The sequence below is a fragment of the Paenibacillus vietnamensis genome, assembly GCF_020169515.1.
In the GTDB taxonomy this organism is placed as follows: domain Bacteria; phylum Bacillota; class Bacilli; order Paenibacillales; family Paenibacillaceae; genus Pristimantibacillus; species Pristimantibacillus vietnamensis.
The window spans coordinates 180,598-196,693 of the sequence record NZ_JAHMHW010000006.1; the positions used below are offsets into that span (position 1 = coordinate 180,598).

A 16,096-nucleotide genomic window follows, 5' to 3' on the forward strand; every position below is an offset into this window, starting at 1 on the left:
TCCAATTACTTGGAAGTCTATTCTAGTTTCCTGCCTTTGATAAACACGGGTTTATCAACCGTTGAAATTTACCGGCATAGTGTGCGACAATCATGAAGGAATAAATACAGGTGAGCCTCTACATACCCGTACGATCCAACACATCACCCCACCTTAAAGGAGGATTCCATTCATGAGAACGATGAAGCTGGGAAGCAGCACATTGGAGGTGCCGGTCGTCGCGGTCGGCTGCATGCGCATTAACTCCCTGGAGAGAGCCGAAGCGCAGCGGTTCGTCCAAACGACGCTGGAGGAGGGCGCAAATTTCTTCGACCATGCCGATATTTACGGCGGCGGGACCTGCGAGGAAATATTTGCCGACGTCATCGGCATGAACGACAATGTCCGCGAGAATATTATTCTTCAGTCCAAATGCGGTATCCGCAAAGGCATGTTCGATTTTTCAAAGGAGCATATTTTGGAATCGGTGGACGGCATTCTGAAGCGTCTGAGAACCGATTACCTGGACATCCTGCTGCTGCACCGTCCGGATGCGCTCGTCGAGCCGGAGGAAGTGGCGGAAGCGTTCGACCGTCTGGAAAGCTCGGGAAAAGTACGTCATTTCGGCGTATCCAACCAAAATCCGATGCAGATGCAGCTGCTGAAGAAGTTCGTGAAGCAGCCGATCGTCGCCAACCAGCTCCAATTAAGCATTACCAACGCGACTATGATTACGAACGGCTTTAACGTAAATATGGAGAACGACGCAGCGGTGAACCGTGACGGCAGCGTACTGGATTATTGCCGTTTGAACGATATTACCGTCCAGCCTTGGTCACCGTTCCAATACGGATTTTTTGAAGGGGTTTTTCTCGGAAACGACAAGTTCCCTGAATTGAACCGGAAAATCGACGAAATCGCGGAAAAATACGAGGTAAGCAATACGACGATCGCCATTGCATGGCTGCTTCGCCATCCTGCCCGCATGCAGCCTGTGACCGGAACGATGAATATCGAACGGATTAAGGATTGCATTAAAGCCAGCCATGTCCAGCTGACGCGCCAGGAATGGTATGAAATTCTGCTGGCCGCAGGCAACAAGCTTCCATAAGTAATAAACCATCCGACTCAAGGCTCTCCTTCGGCTTTTGGCAACGGACATAAACGAAGTTTAGAATGACTAAGCAGCAAGTGTTGGCGGCTAACGGACAGGAGAATCGTTTAGGTCGGATGGAAGGATTGTTTTCTTTAGAAGTATGACTCTAAGGCGCTTAGATGACCGTAGCATGTGGAAATCACACAAAATGGGGTCTAAGCGTCTTTTTTGTCCATCAAGCGTAAATGGCTGGAATACCGCGCACAAACCTCTTCACTTTGCCTGCTTTTTATACATGCTTGGCGGCATGCCGACTACATTCCGGAACACTCTGCTGAAATATAAAGGATTCTCGTATCCGACAATAGCTGCGATTTCCTTCACCGTGAGAGATGATTCCGACAAAAGCTTTTTGGCTTCGCTAATGCGGATGCCGGTCAAATATTTGACCGGATTCGTGCCGGTTACATCCTTGAACTTGTGAATAAACCGGAACAAGCTCAGGCTGCATTGCTTGGCAAGATCCGCGATGGCGAGCGGCTCATTGTATTTCTCATGCATCGTCTCCATAATTCGATGGATGTCGGAATAGGGATCCTCTTGGCGCTTCATATCCGGATGCCGGAGCTTTCTGCCGAGGAGGGAGAGCAGCTCGAGAAGATGCGCGGCCGCCATTTGTCCGCTCAGCGGTTTGTTCATGCTCAGCTCCCGGATGAGCTTCTTGAAGACAGCGGCGATTTCGTCGACCGCCCCTACGGAGTGAACGGATGAAGCCAGCAGACCGGACTGCTCCAAATATTCGCGGGCGGCATAACCGGTAAAATGAATCCAATACGCCTCCGTCGCATCGCCGGCATGATAGCTGTAATGCTGAGGCTGGCCAGGCGTGTATAGCACGATCTGCCCGTCCGTCACCTCCGTCGTTTCCCCGCCGAACAGGAACCGCCCTTTCCCTCCGACCATGCAAATCAGCTGATAATCCACCCTGCCGTATTCGCGGCTGCGGGTTAAGCTTCTCGTCAGCAGCTTCTGGTAGCCGCAATGGTTCACCGACAGAAAGCTGTCCCCGCTTTCAAAGCCGAGCTCGGGCCAATGGCCCAGCGCATTTCCGGAAATACTGATCACGGCGATAAACACCTCCAGCAATTTTGTGTATGTATCCAGCAATATCATTTATTCTATAATCCCTACTATCCATTTATAATGTAAGTGCATTCATGGAGCAAGACAATTTTCACAATATGCAATTTTATGAATGAAATACATAGACGTGACCATCCGTCGAGGGGAGACAGAGGATGAACCGCAGCAGAATCGTAACGAATATCAACTTGGACTGGAAGTTTTACAGAGGGGACGAGCCTAAGGCCTGGTATAAAGGGCTGGACGATTCAGGCTGGCGGAAAGTGACTTTGCCGCACGACTGGTCCGTAGAAGAGCCGTTTTCAGAGGAGCATTCGAGCGGAACCGGTTATTTGCCGGGCGGAATCGGCTGGTACAGGAAAGCCTTTACGCTCCCGCAGCATTTAGAGGGGAAACGGGTGTACATCACCTTCGAGGGCGTCTACAACTATTCCCAGGTATGGTGCAACAGCTATTACATCGGGCAAAGACCTTTCGGCTACAGTACGTTCACCTATGATCTGACCGATTTCGTCCGCTTCGGAGGCGGGGACAATGTCATCTCGGTCAAGGTGAATCACAAGGATATTGCGGATTCCAGATGGTTTACGGGGTCGGGCATTTACAGGGATGTGTACCTGACCGTTACGGATCAGATCCATATCGATCAATACGGGGTGTTCGTCACGACGCCGGCGGTATCCGTGGAACAGGCGACCGTAGCCGTTCAGGTCCGTTTGGCCAACGAAACATTAGAGGATGCGCAGGTTCAAATCCAAAACACGCTGCTGGACGATACCGGAGCTGTAGTCGGAGCAGCAGCGGGCTCCGTATCGGCAGCAGGCGGAGAGGGAGCGGAAGCCGGTCAAACGATCACCGTGAAAAAACCGAAGCTGTGGTCGCCGGATACGCCTTATTTGTACTCGCTCTCGACGGAGCTGCTGAAGGACGGCGAGGTGATCGACCGCGTCATTACGCCCGTAGGCATAAGGTGGTTCTCGTTTGATGCGGATAAAGGCTTTTTCTTAAACGGCGTGAATATGAAAATGAAAGGCGTATGCGTCCATCACGACGCAGGCGCGCTCGGCGCCGCGGTTCCCGCGAAGGTATGGGTTCGCAGGCTGACGGCGCTTAAGGAAATGGGCTGCAATGCGATCCGGATGAGCCACAACCCGCCTGCTCCGAATTTGCTCGATCTATGCGACCAAATGGGCTTTCTCGTCATTGATGAAGCCTTCGACGAATGGGAAGGCGTCAAGAACAAGTGGTCGACCGGCCACAATGTGTATCCTCCAAAGCACTACGGCTATTACGAGGATTTTCCGGAGTGGGGCGAACGGGACCTCAAGGACATGGTGCTTAGAGACCGCAACCACCCGTCCATTATCATGTGGAGCATCGGCAACGAGGTGGATTATCCGAACGACCCGTACTGCCATCCTTATTTTGAATCGATGACCGGCAACAACGACGCGAACAAACCTGCAGCCGAAAGACAATACGACCCGAATAAGCCCAATGCCGAGAGACTGGCGACCATCGCCAGACGGCTTGTGAAATACGTGAAGGATTGCGACACGACAAGACCAGTTACGGCAGCGCTGGCGTTTCCGGAATTGTCTAATCTGACGGGATATGCCGAAGCGCTGGATATCGTCGGATACAACTACAAAGAGCATCTGTACGAGGAAGATCATCAAACGTATGAGGGCAGAGTCCTCTACGGCAGCGAGAACAGCTCCAGTCTGGAGGCTTGGCTGGCCGTCCGGGATAACGATTATATGAGCGCCCAGTTCATCTGGACCGGGATCGATTATTTGGGCGAAGCAAAAGGCTGGCCCGTCCGGGTTGCGCCTGCAGGCTTTCTCGATCTTGCCGGGTTCAGGAAAGCCGGCTTCTATTACCGCCAAAGCTTGTGGAGCAGTGAGCCGATGGCGTTCCTCACCGCGATGAAGCAAGAAGAGGACAACCTTAGAGGCAACCGCAGGTGGACGGGCGGCGCCCCTCATTGGAACTGGGAAGCCGGCGAGCTGCTTAAGGTCACCTGCCATACGAACTGCGAAGAAGCGGAGCTGTTCCTGAACGGCAGATCTCTGGGAACGCGAAAACTGAGCGACGCTCCGGAATACTGCCTGACCTGGGAGGTCGGCTTCGAGGAGGGGACGTTGACCGTCGCAGCAACAGGACGGGACGGTAACAGCTATACCTGCGAGCTGATTACAGCCGCAAAACCGGAAGCGCTGGCGATGAGCGCCGATTGCGCCGAGCTGAAAGCCGACGGGCAGGATTTGGCGCATGTCGAAATCCAAATTGCCGACGGCAGCGGAAACCTGGTTTATTGGGCCGATCACGAAATCCGGCTGTCCATTGAGGGGCCGGGAGAAATCATCGGCATGGAAAACGGTGACATTCAAGATCTGGAGCCTTACAGCTCAAGAGTCAGAAAAGCGCACCGCGGCAAGCTGCTTGCTTACATCCGGACGACAGCCGAGCCGGGGCAAGTGGTTGTAAGGGCCGAAGCGCAGGGCCTCGAGCCGGCCCAAGTCGTGATTACGTCCGCTTAACCGCTCAGCAGGCGACGGCCAATATTTCATATGCAAGGAGACAATGCTAACCGTTGTCTTCTTTTTTTTGCATTTTTTCTAACTACGTATGTCCGGAAGAATCGCAGAGGAACGGCCGTCAGTCTCGATTCGATTAACCCGAAGGAATACGCGAATCAGGATCCCGCCGAAACGAGCGCCCAGCGGCAAGCAAGCGATCTCCCTCGCCTTAACGCAGCTTACGGCCGAGCAGCAAACCGTCATTGAGCTGAGAATTATTCAAGGCTACTCGGTCGCCGAAACCGCCGGATTGATGAACAAGCAGGAGGTCGCCGTTCGCGTCATGCAGCACAGGGCGCTGCACCATCTGGCCGCCATTATGCTTATGATTCACATAAATGGATTTCTTGCTGGCTAATTTGCCCAAACCTCCTCTTATCCGCCAAATAACTGGAATTCGTGTATATAAATTGACCGAAATCCCCGTTTCGAGATCATTCGGTTATTTTTATATACATCAAATCCCGTTATATTATCCGGAAACGCATCATCCAGATGAATAAATGGACTAAATCCAATTACTCACTCTCCGCGCCTCCATTCTCTAGCAGCACACATTACCCGTCATCGTGCCCAACCGGCAATGCTGCAACATTCCTTTCTTTTTGTGTATAATCAGGATTGAATTGTTCCAATTTGCAACAGTCTATTCTTGATTAAAAAGCGAGGAAACCCAATGAAAATCAAAGTGCTGGCAATTGCACCTTATCCCGGATTAAAAGGGCTGCTGGAAAGCATCGCCCTCGAAGATCCGCGGATCGATATGGACATTGAAATCGCCGACCTGCAAAATGCGGTGCCCATCGTAACCGGAACTAAAAGGCATCCTTATGACATTATTATCAGCCGCGGGGGCACCGCTTCCGTCATCAGGGAGCATATTTCCACGCCGGTCGTAGATATTCCCGTCTCCGGCTACGATATTTTGCGCGTGCTGACTTTGGTGAAGGACTCCAGCACCCAGGTGGCTATCATCGGCTTCCCCAACATTTGCCGCGGGGCGGCCGCCGTATCGAGCCTGCTGGATGTGGACATTCCGATCTACTCGATCGAGCACGCCTCAGAGGTTCCTTCCGCCCTGCAAACCGCCCTCGGCCACGGGGCAAAAATCGTGCTCGGAGACGCCGTTACGGTAAGCACCGCCGAGGAGATGGGCTATAACGGCATCCTGATCACATCGGGGCGCGAATCCGTGCTTGAGGCGCTGTCGGAGGTCAAGCGCATCCATGACGCTCTTCTGAAGGCACGGGAAAACGAGCGTTTTTTCGAACATATGCTGGAGCATCACCGGACAGGCGTGCTGGCGCTGGACAGTCAGGGCGTCATCCGTTATGCCAACCATGCCGCCTCATCTTTGCTCGGCTACGACAATTCGGTCATGCGGGGCATGCACCTGAAGGGGATCGATCCGATCTGGGGCCGATACCTGGAGGAAGCCTCCAAAAGCGATACCACCGCAGAAAGCCGGCAAAAAACGAAATGGTTTTATAAACGGCAGATGAAGGTGGAAATCGTCGTGCCCGCCCAGGCGAAGGAGCATGCCTTTCTCGTCTATATGTACCCTCTGGAGATCCAGTCGAACAGCCCGGTTCCAAGCAGCTTTGAAGTGAACGGCCGCATCGCCGCCTTCGCTCAGGTGATCGGCTCGAGCGTGACGATTCAGCAAACCGTAAAACGCGCAAAGTCGCTGGCCCAGACGGACAAGCCGATCTGGATCGCCGGGGAAGCCGGCAGCGGGAAATCTTTATTCTCGCAGGCAATCCATTCGGCCAGCGGCCGAAGCGGCGATGCGTTATACGTCATTCCCTGCAACACGACAACGGAGGTCGAGCTGGAGACGGTTTTATTCGGCAATGAATCGGCGCCCGGACTGCTTTATACCGAGTCGGTCGGGACGGTATGCCTGCAGCAAATTCAGCACACCGGACGGCAGCTGCAGCAGAAGCTGCTCTCAGCGATGCAAGCCGGAGCCCATCCGCGCCTGATCGTCACTTCCTTGCAGCCGGCCAAAACCCTGCTGAAAAAAGAGGAAATGGAGGACGGGTTCGTCCGGCAATTCGCCAATACGAGCCTGCAAATCCCGCCGCTCCGCGAGCGTCTCGAGGATATCGGGGAAATCGCCCGCGTCCTGATCGCAGGCTACAACTCCCGGCACGGCAAGCAAATCGTCGGAATCAGGCAGTCCGTGCTGGAAGAGGACCTGATGCAGAAGCTGTGGCCGGGCAACATCCGGCAGCTGAAGCTGGTGCTGGAGTGCATGCTGGCGGCTGCAAACGGCAACTATATCGATACCAAGGAAGCCCAGGAAGGCTGGCAGAAGGTGCGGGAATCGCTGCAGACGGAAGCCGCAAGCCACAATGCGCTGGTCAACCTGTCGGGAACGTGGGATGAAATCGAGAAAAGGATATTATGGGAGATTTTGCAACAGGAAGGCATGAATCAGTCCAAAACGGCGAACCGGTTAGGCATTAACCGCTCCACCTTATGGCGGAAACTCAAGAACATGTTGCAATATTAAACACTATTGCCGTTGATACGCAACAACACGTCCCTTATAATAAGCGTATAAAGCGCATTTATATTATTGTATTGCATATTACAACAGTAATATGAGTGTGCAACTCACGATCTTGGAGGGATACAGCGTCAATGACTCCCACTTAACTATTTTTTGAAGTGGGAGCTTGTAACGACCCGATCGTGCTAACGTCTCCGCGACTCCGATCTCTTTGCGTTCGGTAGAACGTAGTGTTACATCCACAATAAGCATACGCCTATCGATGGGCAGATTGACAACTGCCCTGCAAGCCTAGTCATGCTACGCCTGCACCTTGAAGAAGGTACTGTTTTCCCTTCAGATAGAGATTCATAGCGCCTATGCGGTCATCATTGCTTGTATATCCACAGTCCCGGCAACGGAAAAGATGCTTCGCTTTATCCCGATTTTCTTTGGCGGTATGGCCGCATACCGGACACTCCTGTGAAGTGTGCTTCGGATCTACTGCAATTGTGATTGATCCCGCAAGCTGTGCCTTGTACTCCACCATTTTGCGAAGCTGGTGGAACGCCCATGATACCGTCACATATCGATCCTTCAGTCTGGTTTTTTCTGTTGCACCTCGGATACCTGTTAAATCTTCCAGCACGAACAGCGTATTCGCCCCAAAATGGCTTACGAGTGCCTTACTGACCTGATGGTTCACATGGGTCATCCAACGGGTTTCTCGTTGCCCGATTTGTTTCAGCCTGCGGCGGGACGAAGGCGTTTGTTTACGTTGCAGCTCGGAACGCAACCGTTTGTAGTTCGCTCGTTTTCGTTTCAGTTCCCCGCCTCGAAAGAATACAGTCTTGCCATCGGAGCCGTATACTGTTGCAATAAAATTAATGCCTAGATCGATCCCTGCTACTTGTTCAATGCTCTTCAGCCCAGGGACTCCTATTTCCTTTGAAACCGGAATGTGGAGAAACCATTTGCGTTTTTTCCAGACCAGCTTTGCTGTGCCGAATGTCCAAGAGCCGTCGAAGTAGGCTTCCATTCCTTTGGCTACGAAGGGGACTTTGATTCGGCCTTGGAGCGTATTCACGGAGAAAAGCTGCGCGTTCAGCGAATAATCCCGATTCCAGACCAGATCATATTCCGGCTTCTTAAACTGCACGCACGTCCATTCGTGACCGTTGCTCCGAATCGTCTTGTATCTGGCAATAACGGTTTTCATCACCGACTGTGCCATTTGAGAGCGCAGACCAAACGTGCTGCGAAGGATTTGATAGGTCATTCGGTGCAGCGCGGTCTGCTTTAATTCGCTCGAGTTGAATACAACCCCAGAGACCAGATTACAGCCCTGACGATAAGCGAGCATGGTTTGATGCAGCGCCTCGATTTGACGATCTGTCGGCATAATCTTGATTTTTGCCGTGACAGTTACGATCATATGTTCGCCTCCTTCAATGCCTATGTTAGCATATATTGGAGGCCAAGAACATTCAAAAATTATTCAAAGCCGTTCCTGTCCTTGTTCCGTTCTTTTCCTTTGCGCTTGGCGCCGGCCTTAACCTTCACACCGTTTGGAAGGCAGGTTTCCTCGGAATCCTGCTCGGCCTCTCCGTCGTGCTGATTACGGGTGTAACCTTGGTCTTCACGGACCGTCTGATCGGCGGAAACGGGATCGCGGGACTGTCCGCGTCTTCTACGGCCGGCAACGCAGCAGGCGTACCTGCCGCGATAGCCGCGGCCAATGCAGCCTATGCTCCGCTCGTCCCATCGGCCACCGCCCTGGTCGCCGCCAGCGTCATTGTGACCGCGATCGCTACACCGCTTGTAACGGCGTGGTATGCCAAAAAAATCGGAGAGAAAAAACAAACCGCATAGTCCGTCCTAGAATCACCCCGGGGCTTCGGCCTCCGGGTTCTTTATACCATGCTGGACCATAACGAGTGCAAAGGAGAAGGAGAACCCACATTCATGAGACAAATCGCCATAATAGCAGATGATTTAACCGGAGCTTCGGATTCGGGCGTACAGTTCGCCAGAAAAGGGTTTGGAACCCAGGTCATTTTTCATATCGATCATTTCAGTGAAGGCATCGAACATTTAGAAGTTATCGTTCTCGACACGGACAGCCGCTCGATTGCCGCAAATGCGGCCTATGAGAGGGCTGCGGAAGCAGCGGCACGAGCCCGGAAGCTTGATTTTCAGCATATTTACAAAAAAATGGACTCCACGCTTCGCGGCAACTTAGGCGCGGAACTCGACGCCGTCGCAGATACGGTTCAACCGGATTTTACGGCGGTGGCGCTGGCTTTCCCGAAAATCGGCAGAACGACGCGCGGCGGCATTCATTATCTGAACCGATTGCCGGTCAGCGAGACGGAAATTGCGCGGGATCCGAAATGTCCCGTGACGGAGTCGGATCTGGTCCGGCTGTTCGATTCCCAATCGAAACGGAAAGCGGGACTTGTCCCGTTAGAAACGCTGCATGCCGGCAAGGAAGCCGTTTTGTCCCGCATTCAGGCATTGCTTCAGGAGCAAATTCAAAACATCTTATTCGATGCGGTTACGGAAGTGGATATGCAGCAAATCGCCGTCATCCTGGCGGCAAGCGGCTATCGGATTTTGTGGGCCGGCTCGGCGGGACTAGCCGATTACTTGCCGGATGCGCTGGCTTTGTCCGGCGGCAGCGGCGGCCAAGGCGAAGCTTCCAAGTCCGCCATCACGGACATGAATCATCCTGTGCTGCTCGTTGCGGGAAGCATCTCGGGCGTAACCCGGGGCCAGGTTGCCGCGTTCAACCGGTGTCCTGACGTAACAGCCGTGGAGTTCGACACCGTTCGAGCCATCACTTCCGACGAAGGCCGCCTTCAAGATATCGAACGCTGCCGGACGGAGCTGCTTGAAGCGATCGCCGCCGGCTCGGATGTGTCCTTATATGCGAGCTCCTCGCCCGAGCATGTTCGGCTGTCCAAAGCGGCTGGCGCCAAGAGAGGTTTCGACGAAAAGGAAGTATCCAACCGCATTGCGGCGACGCTCGGCGAAATTGCTGCCGGCGTTATTGGCGAGGTTCAGCTGCAGGGCGTTATTTTGACCGGCGGGGATACAGCCAAAGCCGTATGCAGGCATCTTGGCGTATCCGGCATCCAGCTGGTGCGCGAGCTTGAGCCGGGCATTCCGCTCGGACAGCTTGTAGGAAGCGGAAGCAATCCTTTATGGGTCGTCACAAAAGCCGGCGCGTTCGGAAGCGAACAAAGCCTGGCGAATGCCAAACAAGCTCTGAAGGGAGATCAATCGAATGAATAAACCGATTATCGGAATTACGATGGGGGACGCCGCCGGCGTCGGCCCTGAAATTATAATGAAATCGCTGCAGGATCCTCACGTTTACGAGACTTGCCGGCCTTTTGTCATCGGCGATGCGAAAATTTTGGAGAGAGCAGACGGCTTCGTCCGGACCGGACTGAGCATCCGCAGCATTCAATCCGTCTCGGAGGCGGAATTTCAACACGGCACGGTAGACTGCCTGGATCTGGATCTGGTGCCTGCCGATCTTCCGATCGGGCAAGTATCCGCCGAGGCCGGACATGCGGCCTTCAGCTTCCTGAAGAAAGCGATCGAGCTGGCCAACGCCGGCGAAATCGATGCGATCTGCACGGCTCCGCTCAACAAAGAAGCGCTGCACAAGGGCGGTCACCTCTACCCGGGGCATACCGAAATTTTGGCCGATCTGACCGGCACCGAGGACTTTTCGATGATGCTTTCCGCTCCCAAGCTGAAGGTCATTCACGTGACGACTCACGTCGGCATTATCGATGCGGTAAAAATGATTAATCCGGAGCGCGTCTACAAGGTTATCCGCATGGCCCACGAAACGCTGCAAAAGGCCGGTTATCCTTCTCCGAAAATCGCGGTCTGCGGCATTAATCCGCATGCCGGGGAGAACGGCTTGTTCGGCTACGGGGAAGAAGAGGAGAAGATTATTCCCGGCGTCAAACGCGCTCAGGAGGAAGGCATCCAAGCGGTCGGCCCGCTTCCGGCCGATACCTTGTTCTTCCGCGCGACGCGCGGCGACTTCGATATCGTCGTAGCGATGTATCACGACCAGGGCCATGGCCCGATCAAAGTGCTCGGGCTGGAAGCCGGCGTCAACATTACCGTCGGCCTGCCGATCATCCGGACCAGCGTAGACCACGGCACTGCTTTCGACATCGCCGGCAAAGGAATCGCCGACGAGCAAAGCATGAAGGAAGCGATCCGCCAGGCGATCGAGCTCGCTCCCAAACGCGCATAATCTATAGCGACAGCCAAAAGGCAGATGAAGGACTACCCCTTCATCTGCCTTTTTTAGATTGGACCGGCATTATGATCCTAGGAAGCGACGTCCCTGCGGGTGAACACGAGCCAGGAAACGAGATTGAATACGATGAAATAGACGACCAGTACCGTGATAGAGAACGACAGTGTCATGCCTTCCTGGTACGGGCGGCCGGCCAAATATTGCGATAAATCGATATTGGCGAACAGCACGTATTTGCTCCATTTATAAGCCTGGAACAGCTCCACGATGATCGAGCCGGCGAACAAAGCAAAGATCGAGAAGCCGATCGCCATCGCGCTGCTGCGGAACGCCGAAGAAATCATAAAGGCCATCGTGACGAAAATAATCGTAGCTACGCCGTTCAGCAAATACGTCTGCCACAGGTTCGCAACCATATTTCTCTGCACGATTTCGCCGGCGCTGTCGACGGTTACAAGCGGCAGGTCCATGTCCGCGAACCGGTAGATCAAGCCGTTAACCAAAACCGATACGATAAATAAAATAATGAGCAAAAGCAGGCCGAACATCAGCATCGATATATATTTGGAGACCAGAATTTTGAGCCTGCTGGCCGGCCGGATGAGCAGCAGCTTGATCGTGCCGGTCGTAAATTCGCCCGCCAAACTGTCTCCGGCTACGATAACCGTGAACAGCGTGATCAGAATGACGAGCTCGGCGGAGCCGTTTATGCCATCCCACATCGTTCCGGATTCGGGCCGGATATTATGCTCCAGCCGGTAATTCGCAAGAGTAATCTGCTCCTGGAACCACTGCCTGGATTCCTCGTCCATCTCCGGATCGCTTACCATTTTTTCGTTATGCTGCTTTTCCTGCTTGAGCTGCTCCTGCCAGGCGATGCCGTTTTGCGCGTCCTTGTTGTCGTAGTACCATTCCACGATGCTGCCGATGAGGACGGCGGCAATCATGACGGCCACCATGATCCACGTCCGCCAGCGGCGGTACAGCTTCATGTTTTCGTTGAGAATCAAATTAACCAATCTGCTCGCCTCCCGTCATTTCCAAGAACCGGTCCTCCAGCGACTGCCGCTGGGCGCGAACGCCGTATATCTGAATATTCATGCGCACCAAACGAGCCAAAATATCCGGAATCCGGTCCCGTTCGGTCACGACCTCGATCCCTTCCGGAACCGGCTTCGCATCCTTCACCCCGTCGATATCCCGGATGGCCGCGAGCGCATGCTCGGCAGGCAGAGCCTCGATCAGGTAATTTTGAGCCGCATGGTCCGAGCCGATGAAGTCCTGGATCAGCTTCACGTCGATCAGCTTGCCTTTGTTCAGCACCGCGACCCGGTCGCACATCAGTTCCATCTCGGACAACAAATGGCTGGAGACGATGACGGTTATCCCTTCCGTCCGGGTCAAGAAGCGCAGGTAATCACGCAGCTCCCGGATGCCCGCCGGGTCCAGGCCGTTCGTCGGCTCATCGAGAATGAGCAGCGACGGCCTGTGCAGCAGCGCCTGGGCGACGCCCAGCCGCTGGCGCATGCCGAGCGAATATTTTTTCACCTTGTCGTGAATCCGGTTTTCCAGCCTGACGAGCGAGACAACCTCGTGAATCCTTTCCTTGGTAATACCGGGTATCATACGGGCATAATGAATCAGGTTGTGATACCCGCTCAAAAACTTGTACATTTCCGGATTTTCCACGATAGCGCCCACATGGCGGATTGCTTGCTCAAACTCGCTGCTTATGTTTTTTCCTTTGATCTTGATTTCGCCCTTCGTGATCGACATCAAGCCGACCATCATGCGGATCGTCGTCGTCTTGCCGGCCCCGTTCGGACCCAAAAATCCGAATATTTCTCCTTGCGGCACATCGAACGACAGATTATCAATAATCGTTGCGCGCCCTACCTTTTTCGTCACGTTACGAATGCTTACAATAGGTTCACCGGTCATGGACGGGCCTCCTTTATTTTATTTTGAATGAATGACAAGCTCGGCCGATTCGGCTTTGATGTCGACCTTCCGTGAGCCGGCTCCGATGACTCCGGTTAAACGCTCCATATTGTCTTCTTGAACCTCCCGCTCGACGGAAACGGGAAGAGAAGTGCGAATGTCGCTTCTAGTTAGCGCTGCATTCAAGGTATACCCTTCGGCTTGCGGCAAAATCAGCTTAACGTAACCGGAATCGGCCGTTATTTTCATATCGCCCCGGATACCCTCCAGTTGAACGGCGGTCGCCCGCCCGGCAACCTCCACCTGCCCCGTCGTTTCGCGTACATGGAGGGAGCCGTTCTCCGAATCTACAGCGATCTTCCCCTCGATACCGGACATATTCGTATAGCCCGACCGGCTCATTAGCGTGACGTCGCCCTTCGCCTGCTCAATATCCGCTTCGCCGTACAGGTTCTCCAGATCAATGCTTCCTGTGATGCCGGATAACAGCAGGTCTCCGTAGGAGGCAGCGACCTTCACATTTCCGGTTACGTCTGCAACTTCCATCAGACCGCCATACGAATCGGCGTCTACATCCCCGCGGATGCCGGCAATATGGACCGTCCCCTCTTCGTTATCGATCCGCAGCTTCATGCCGTCGGGCACTTGAAGAACATAATCGATGGATACGGCGTCGTTATCGATCGGCTTGTCTTCCGACTTGGCAGCTAAAGTCAGCCGGCCCTCGCCGATTTCCTCTTCCACCTTGACGGCTTCCAGCCTGCGGTTTGCCGCCTCCTCGTCCGCCCCCGTTGCGGTGACGGTATAATGCAAGCGGATTGTATCGCCCGAAGCGCGTTCGACGGCTATTTTCCCTCCGGTGCCGGCAAGCAGCACTTCCTTCAGCTCCCGACGCTCGATTTCGAGCTGCCGCTCGGATGTTGCTTTCGCCTGCCGGTTGGCCAAATAAAACGCATCCGTCCGTTGTTCGTTAAAAAACGGCTCGCTGAAGCTTTCCAACAGCTGCTCCTTCTTGATCGTAAGATCCAGAATCATCAGCACTAGCAGCACGGCGACGGAGGTTAGAAGGAGTATTCTTTTTTTGCGGAAAACCATCTCTACACCTCCACCTCTTTCTCGAAAATATAGCCGTTCAGCCAGATCAGCCCGATGCTGAGCAGCAGCAGGACGATAAACGGACCGGAGTGCAAATAAGCAGCGTCCAGATCCAGCCCCCCGAAGAAAATGTCCGGCGTCCACTCCAGAAGCTGAGATAACAGAGGGGTGACCCGAATGACCAGCCATACCGCGCCGAGAAAAGCGCTGAGCACGACCAGCCATTTCAGCTTGGCGACGAGCTGGCCGCACAAGAAAGCAAACTGGCTGACAGCCGTCAGGAACAGCACGACAAGAACATACATCCATAAGCTGTTGGCAGCTGTATTAAGCAGACCAGGCAGCCATTGCGACGGCTCCGCCGCTTCCATCAGCTCTCCCCATTTCGACCGGAGCAGAATAACGGAGAAGCAGGCGGCAATCCACAGCAGCGTGCCGAGAAACAAGCAAAGCACGGCTGCCAGCTTGGCCGTAAGCACCTTCCAGCCGCGGATCGGCAGCGACAGCAGCAAATAAATCGAGTTCGTTTTCCATTCCGATTGAAGCTGATAGTAGCCGGTGCCGACGGCGAGCACCCCGGCGAATATAAACGGGATCATCAGTGACAGCACCATCTCGACGTCATTTGCCCAGGTCTTGCTTTTGTACAGGATGAAGAAATCCAGCGCCACCATGACGACGGCAAAAACGCCGTAAAGCGGCAGCATACTCCTAATTTCCTTGCCGAATAAATTGCGGAATCCCATCTATGCGTACACCTTCTCCCAAATGTTCTCCAAGGAGCAGCCGAAATTCTCCCGCAGGTTCTCAGCCGAGTCGAACAGCTTGATGCGGCCGCTATGCAAAAAAATGACATCGTCGAACATCGGCTCGGATTCCCCTACCGAATGCGTCGATAACAAAATCGTCTGCTCGTCGGACTGGAATTCCTGAATGATCGAACGGATAATCTTCGACCGCGACGGCGGATCGATTCCCGAGAACGGCTCGTCAAGCAGCACGAGCGGAACCTTGCGGGACAGCGCCGCGATCAGCTTCAGCCGCGCTCTCATCCCTTTCGAGAGGTTGCGCACCTTCTGATTCTCGCCGAGCTCCATCGTCTGCAGCATTTCGGCCGCCTTATCCGCCTGCCAGTCGCTGTAGAAGCCCGACAGGAAGCGCAGCGTTTCCTTCACGGTCATCCAGCCGTACAGATTGTCGATTTCGGGCAGATAGGCGATATGCTGCTTGTTCCGCACGTCGGGCTCCCTGCCGTTCACGCGAATGCTGCCGGAGGTCGGGTAGATCAGTCCGGCCATCATCTTCAGCAGCGTCGACTTGCCGCTGCCGTTCGGACCGAGCAGGCCGACAATGCTGCCTTTTCTGATCTGAAGGTCGATTCCGGTCAGCGCCTGCTTTAGCAAATAGTGCTTATTGATTCCCTTTAATTCGATCATAATCTCACGGTCCTCCATGGACATGGACATCGACAT

At 54.0% G+C, this 16,096-nt stretch carries 14 protein-coding genes; 7 read left to right on the plus strand and 7 right to left on the minus strand.

The window, feature by feature from the left end; genetic code table 11:
- The first annotated feature begins 172 nt into the window (after nt 1–172).
- Nucleotides 173–1,090: an aldo/keto reductase gene (locus KP806_RS14735; protein ID WP_224724459.1), complete on the plus strand. Its 918-nt coding sequence runs from the start codon at nt 173–175 to the stop codon at nt 1,088–1,090.
- A gap of 258 nt (nt 1,091–1,348) precedes the next feature.
- Here KP806_RS14735 and KP806_RS14740 read toward each other — a convergent pair whose 3' ends face one another.
- Complete coding sequence (locus tag KP806_RS14740; RefSeq protein WP_224724460.1) at nt 1,349–2,248, minus strand: helix-turn-helix domain-containing protein; 900 nt, start codon at nt 2,246–2,248, stop codon at nt 1,349–1,351.
- 125 nt (nt 2,249–2,373) lie between these two features.
- On the opposite strand from KP806_RS14740, the gene KP806_RS14745 reads away from it, so the two are divergent.
- The 3 genes from KP806_RS14745 to KP806_RS14755 all read left to right on the plus strand — a co-directional run bounded on the left by KP806_RS14745 (nt 2,374) and on the right by KP806_RS14755 (nt 7,318).
- Nucleotides 2,374–4,761: a glycoside hydrolase family 2 TIM barrel-domain containing protein gene (locus KP806_RS14745; protein WP_224724461.1), complete on the plus strand. Its 2,388-nt coding sequence runs from the start codon at nt 2,374–2,376 to the stop codon at nt 4,759–4,761.
- A gap of 88 nt (nt 4,762–4,849) precedes the next feature.
- Nucleotides 4,850–5,158, plus strand: a complete 309-nt coding sequence (locus KP806_RS14750) for an RNA polymerase sigma factor (protein ID WP_224724462.1) — start codon at nt 4,850–4,852, stop codon at nt 5,156–5,158.
- 318 nt (nt 5,159–5,476) lie between these two features.
- On the plus strand, nt 5,477–7,318 hold the full coding sequence (locus KP806_RS14755; protein ID WP_224724463.1) for a sigma-54-dependent Fis family transcriptional regulator: 1,842 nt from the start codon (nt 5,477–5,479) through the stop codon (nt 7,316–7,318).
- Nucleotides 7,319–7,613: 295 nt separating this feature from the next.
- Here the strand turns inward: KP806_RS14755 and KP806_RS14760 are convergent, their stop codons facing one another.
- Nucleotides 7,614–8,732 carry an RNA-guided endonuclease InsQ/TnpB family protein gene (locus KP806_RS14760; protein ID WP_224724464.1) on the minus strand — a complete coding sequence of 373 codons (1,119 nt, stop codon included), beginning with the start codon at nt 8,730–8,732 and terminating at the stop codon, nt 7,614–7,616.
- Between the two features lie 35 nt (nt 8,733–8,767).
- Between KP806_RS14760 and KP806_RS14765 the strand changes: the two genes are divergently transcribed.
- The 3 genes from KP806_RS14765 to pdxA all read left to right on the plus strand — a co-directional run bounded on the left by KP806_RS14765 (nt 8,768) and on the right by pdxA (nt 11,582).
- Nucleotides 8,768–9,169, plus strand: coding sequence for a 2-keto-3-deoxygluconate permease (locus tag KP806_RS14765; RefSeq protein WP_224724465.1), 402 nt, complete (start codon nt 8,768–8,770; stop codon nt 9,167–9,169).
- A 93-nt stretch (nt 9,170–9,262) separates the two neighbouring features.
- Nucleotides 9,263–10,594 carry a four-carbon acid sugar kinase family protein gene (locus tag KP806_RS14770; RefSeq protein WP_224724466.1) on the plus strand — a complete coding sequence of 444 codons (1,332 nt, stop codon included), beginning with the start codon at nt 9,263–9,265 and terminating at the stop codon, nt 10,592–10,594.
- Nucleotides 10,587–11,582 carry a 4-hydroxythreonine-4-phosphate dehydrogenase PdxA gene (gene pdxA, locus KP806_RS14775; RefSeq protein ID WP_224724467.1) on the plus strand — a complete coding sequence of 332 codons (996 nt, stop codon included), beginning with the start codon at nt 10,587–10,589 and terminating at the stop codon, nt 11,580–11,582. The genes KP806_RS14770 and pdxA overlap by 8 nt, the downstream gene beginning before the upstream one ends.
- Nucleotides 11,583–11,659: 77 nt before the next feature.
- Here pdxA and KP806_RS14780 read toward each other — a convergent pair whose 3' ends face one another.
- The 5 genes from KP806_RS14780 to KP806_RS14800 are packed head-to-tail and all read right to left on the minus strand — an operon-like array spanning nt 11,660 to nt 16,096.
- Complete coding sequence (locus KP806_RS14780; protein WP_224724468.1) at nt 11,660–12,607, minus strand: ABC transporter permease; 948 nt, start codon at nt 12,605–12,607, stop codon at nt 11,660–11,662.
- The gene (locus KP806_RS14785; protein WP_224724469.1) at nt 12,600–13,529 is read right to left on the minus strand and encodes an ABC transporter ATP-binding protein; all 930 of its coding nucleotides are present in this window, start codon (nt 13,527–13,529) and stop codon (nt 12,600–12,602) included. The genes KP806_RS14780 and KP806_RS14785 overlap by 8 nt, the downstream gene beginning before the upstream one ends.
- Before the next feature lie 18 nt (nt 13,530–13,547).
- The gene (locus KP806_RS14790; protein WP_224724470.1) at nt 13,548–14,624 is read right to left on the minus strand and encodes a DUF4097 family beta strand repeat-containing protein; all 1,077 of its coding nucleotides are present in this window, start codon (nt 14,622–14,624) and stop codon (nt 13,548–13,550) included.
- A 2-nt stretch (nt 14,625–14,626) separates the two neighbouring features.
- A complete protein-coding gene (locus tag KP806_RS14795) occupies nt 14,627–15,370 on the minus strand; it encodes a hypothetical protein (RefSeq protein WP_224724471.1) in 744 nt (247 codons plus the stop codon).
- Nucleotides 15,371–16,096: an ABC transporter ATP-binding protein gene (locus tag KP806_RS14800; protein WP_224724472.1), complete on the minus strand. Its 726-nt coding sequence runs from the start codon at nt 16,094–16,096 to the stop codon at nt 15,371–15,373.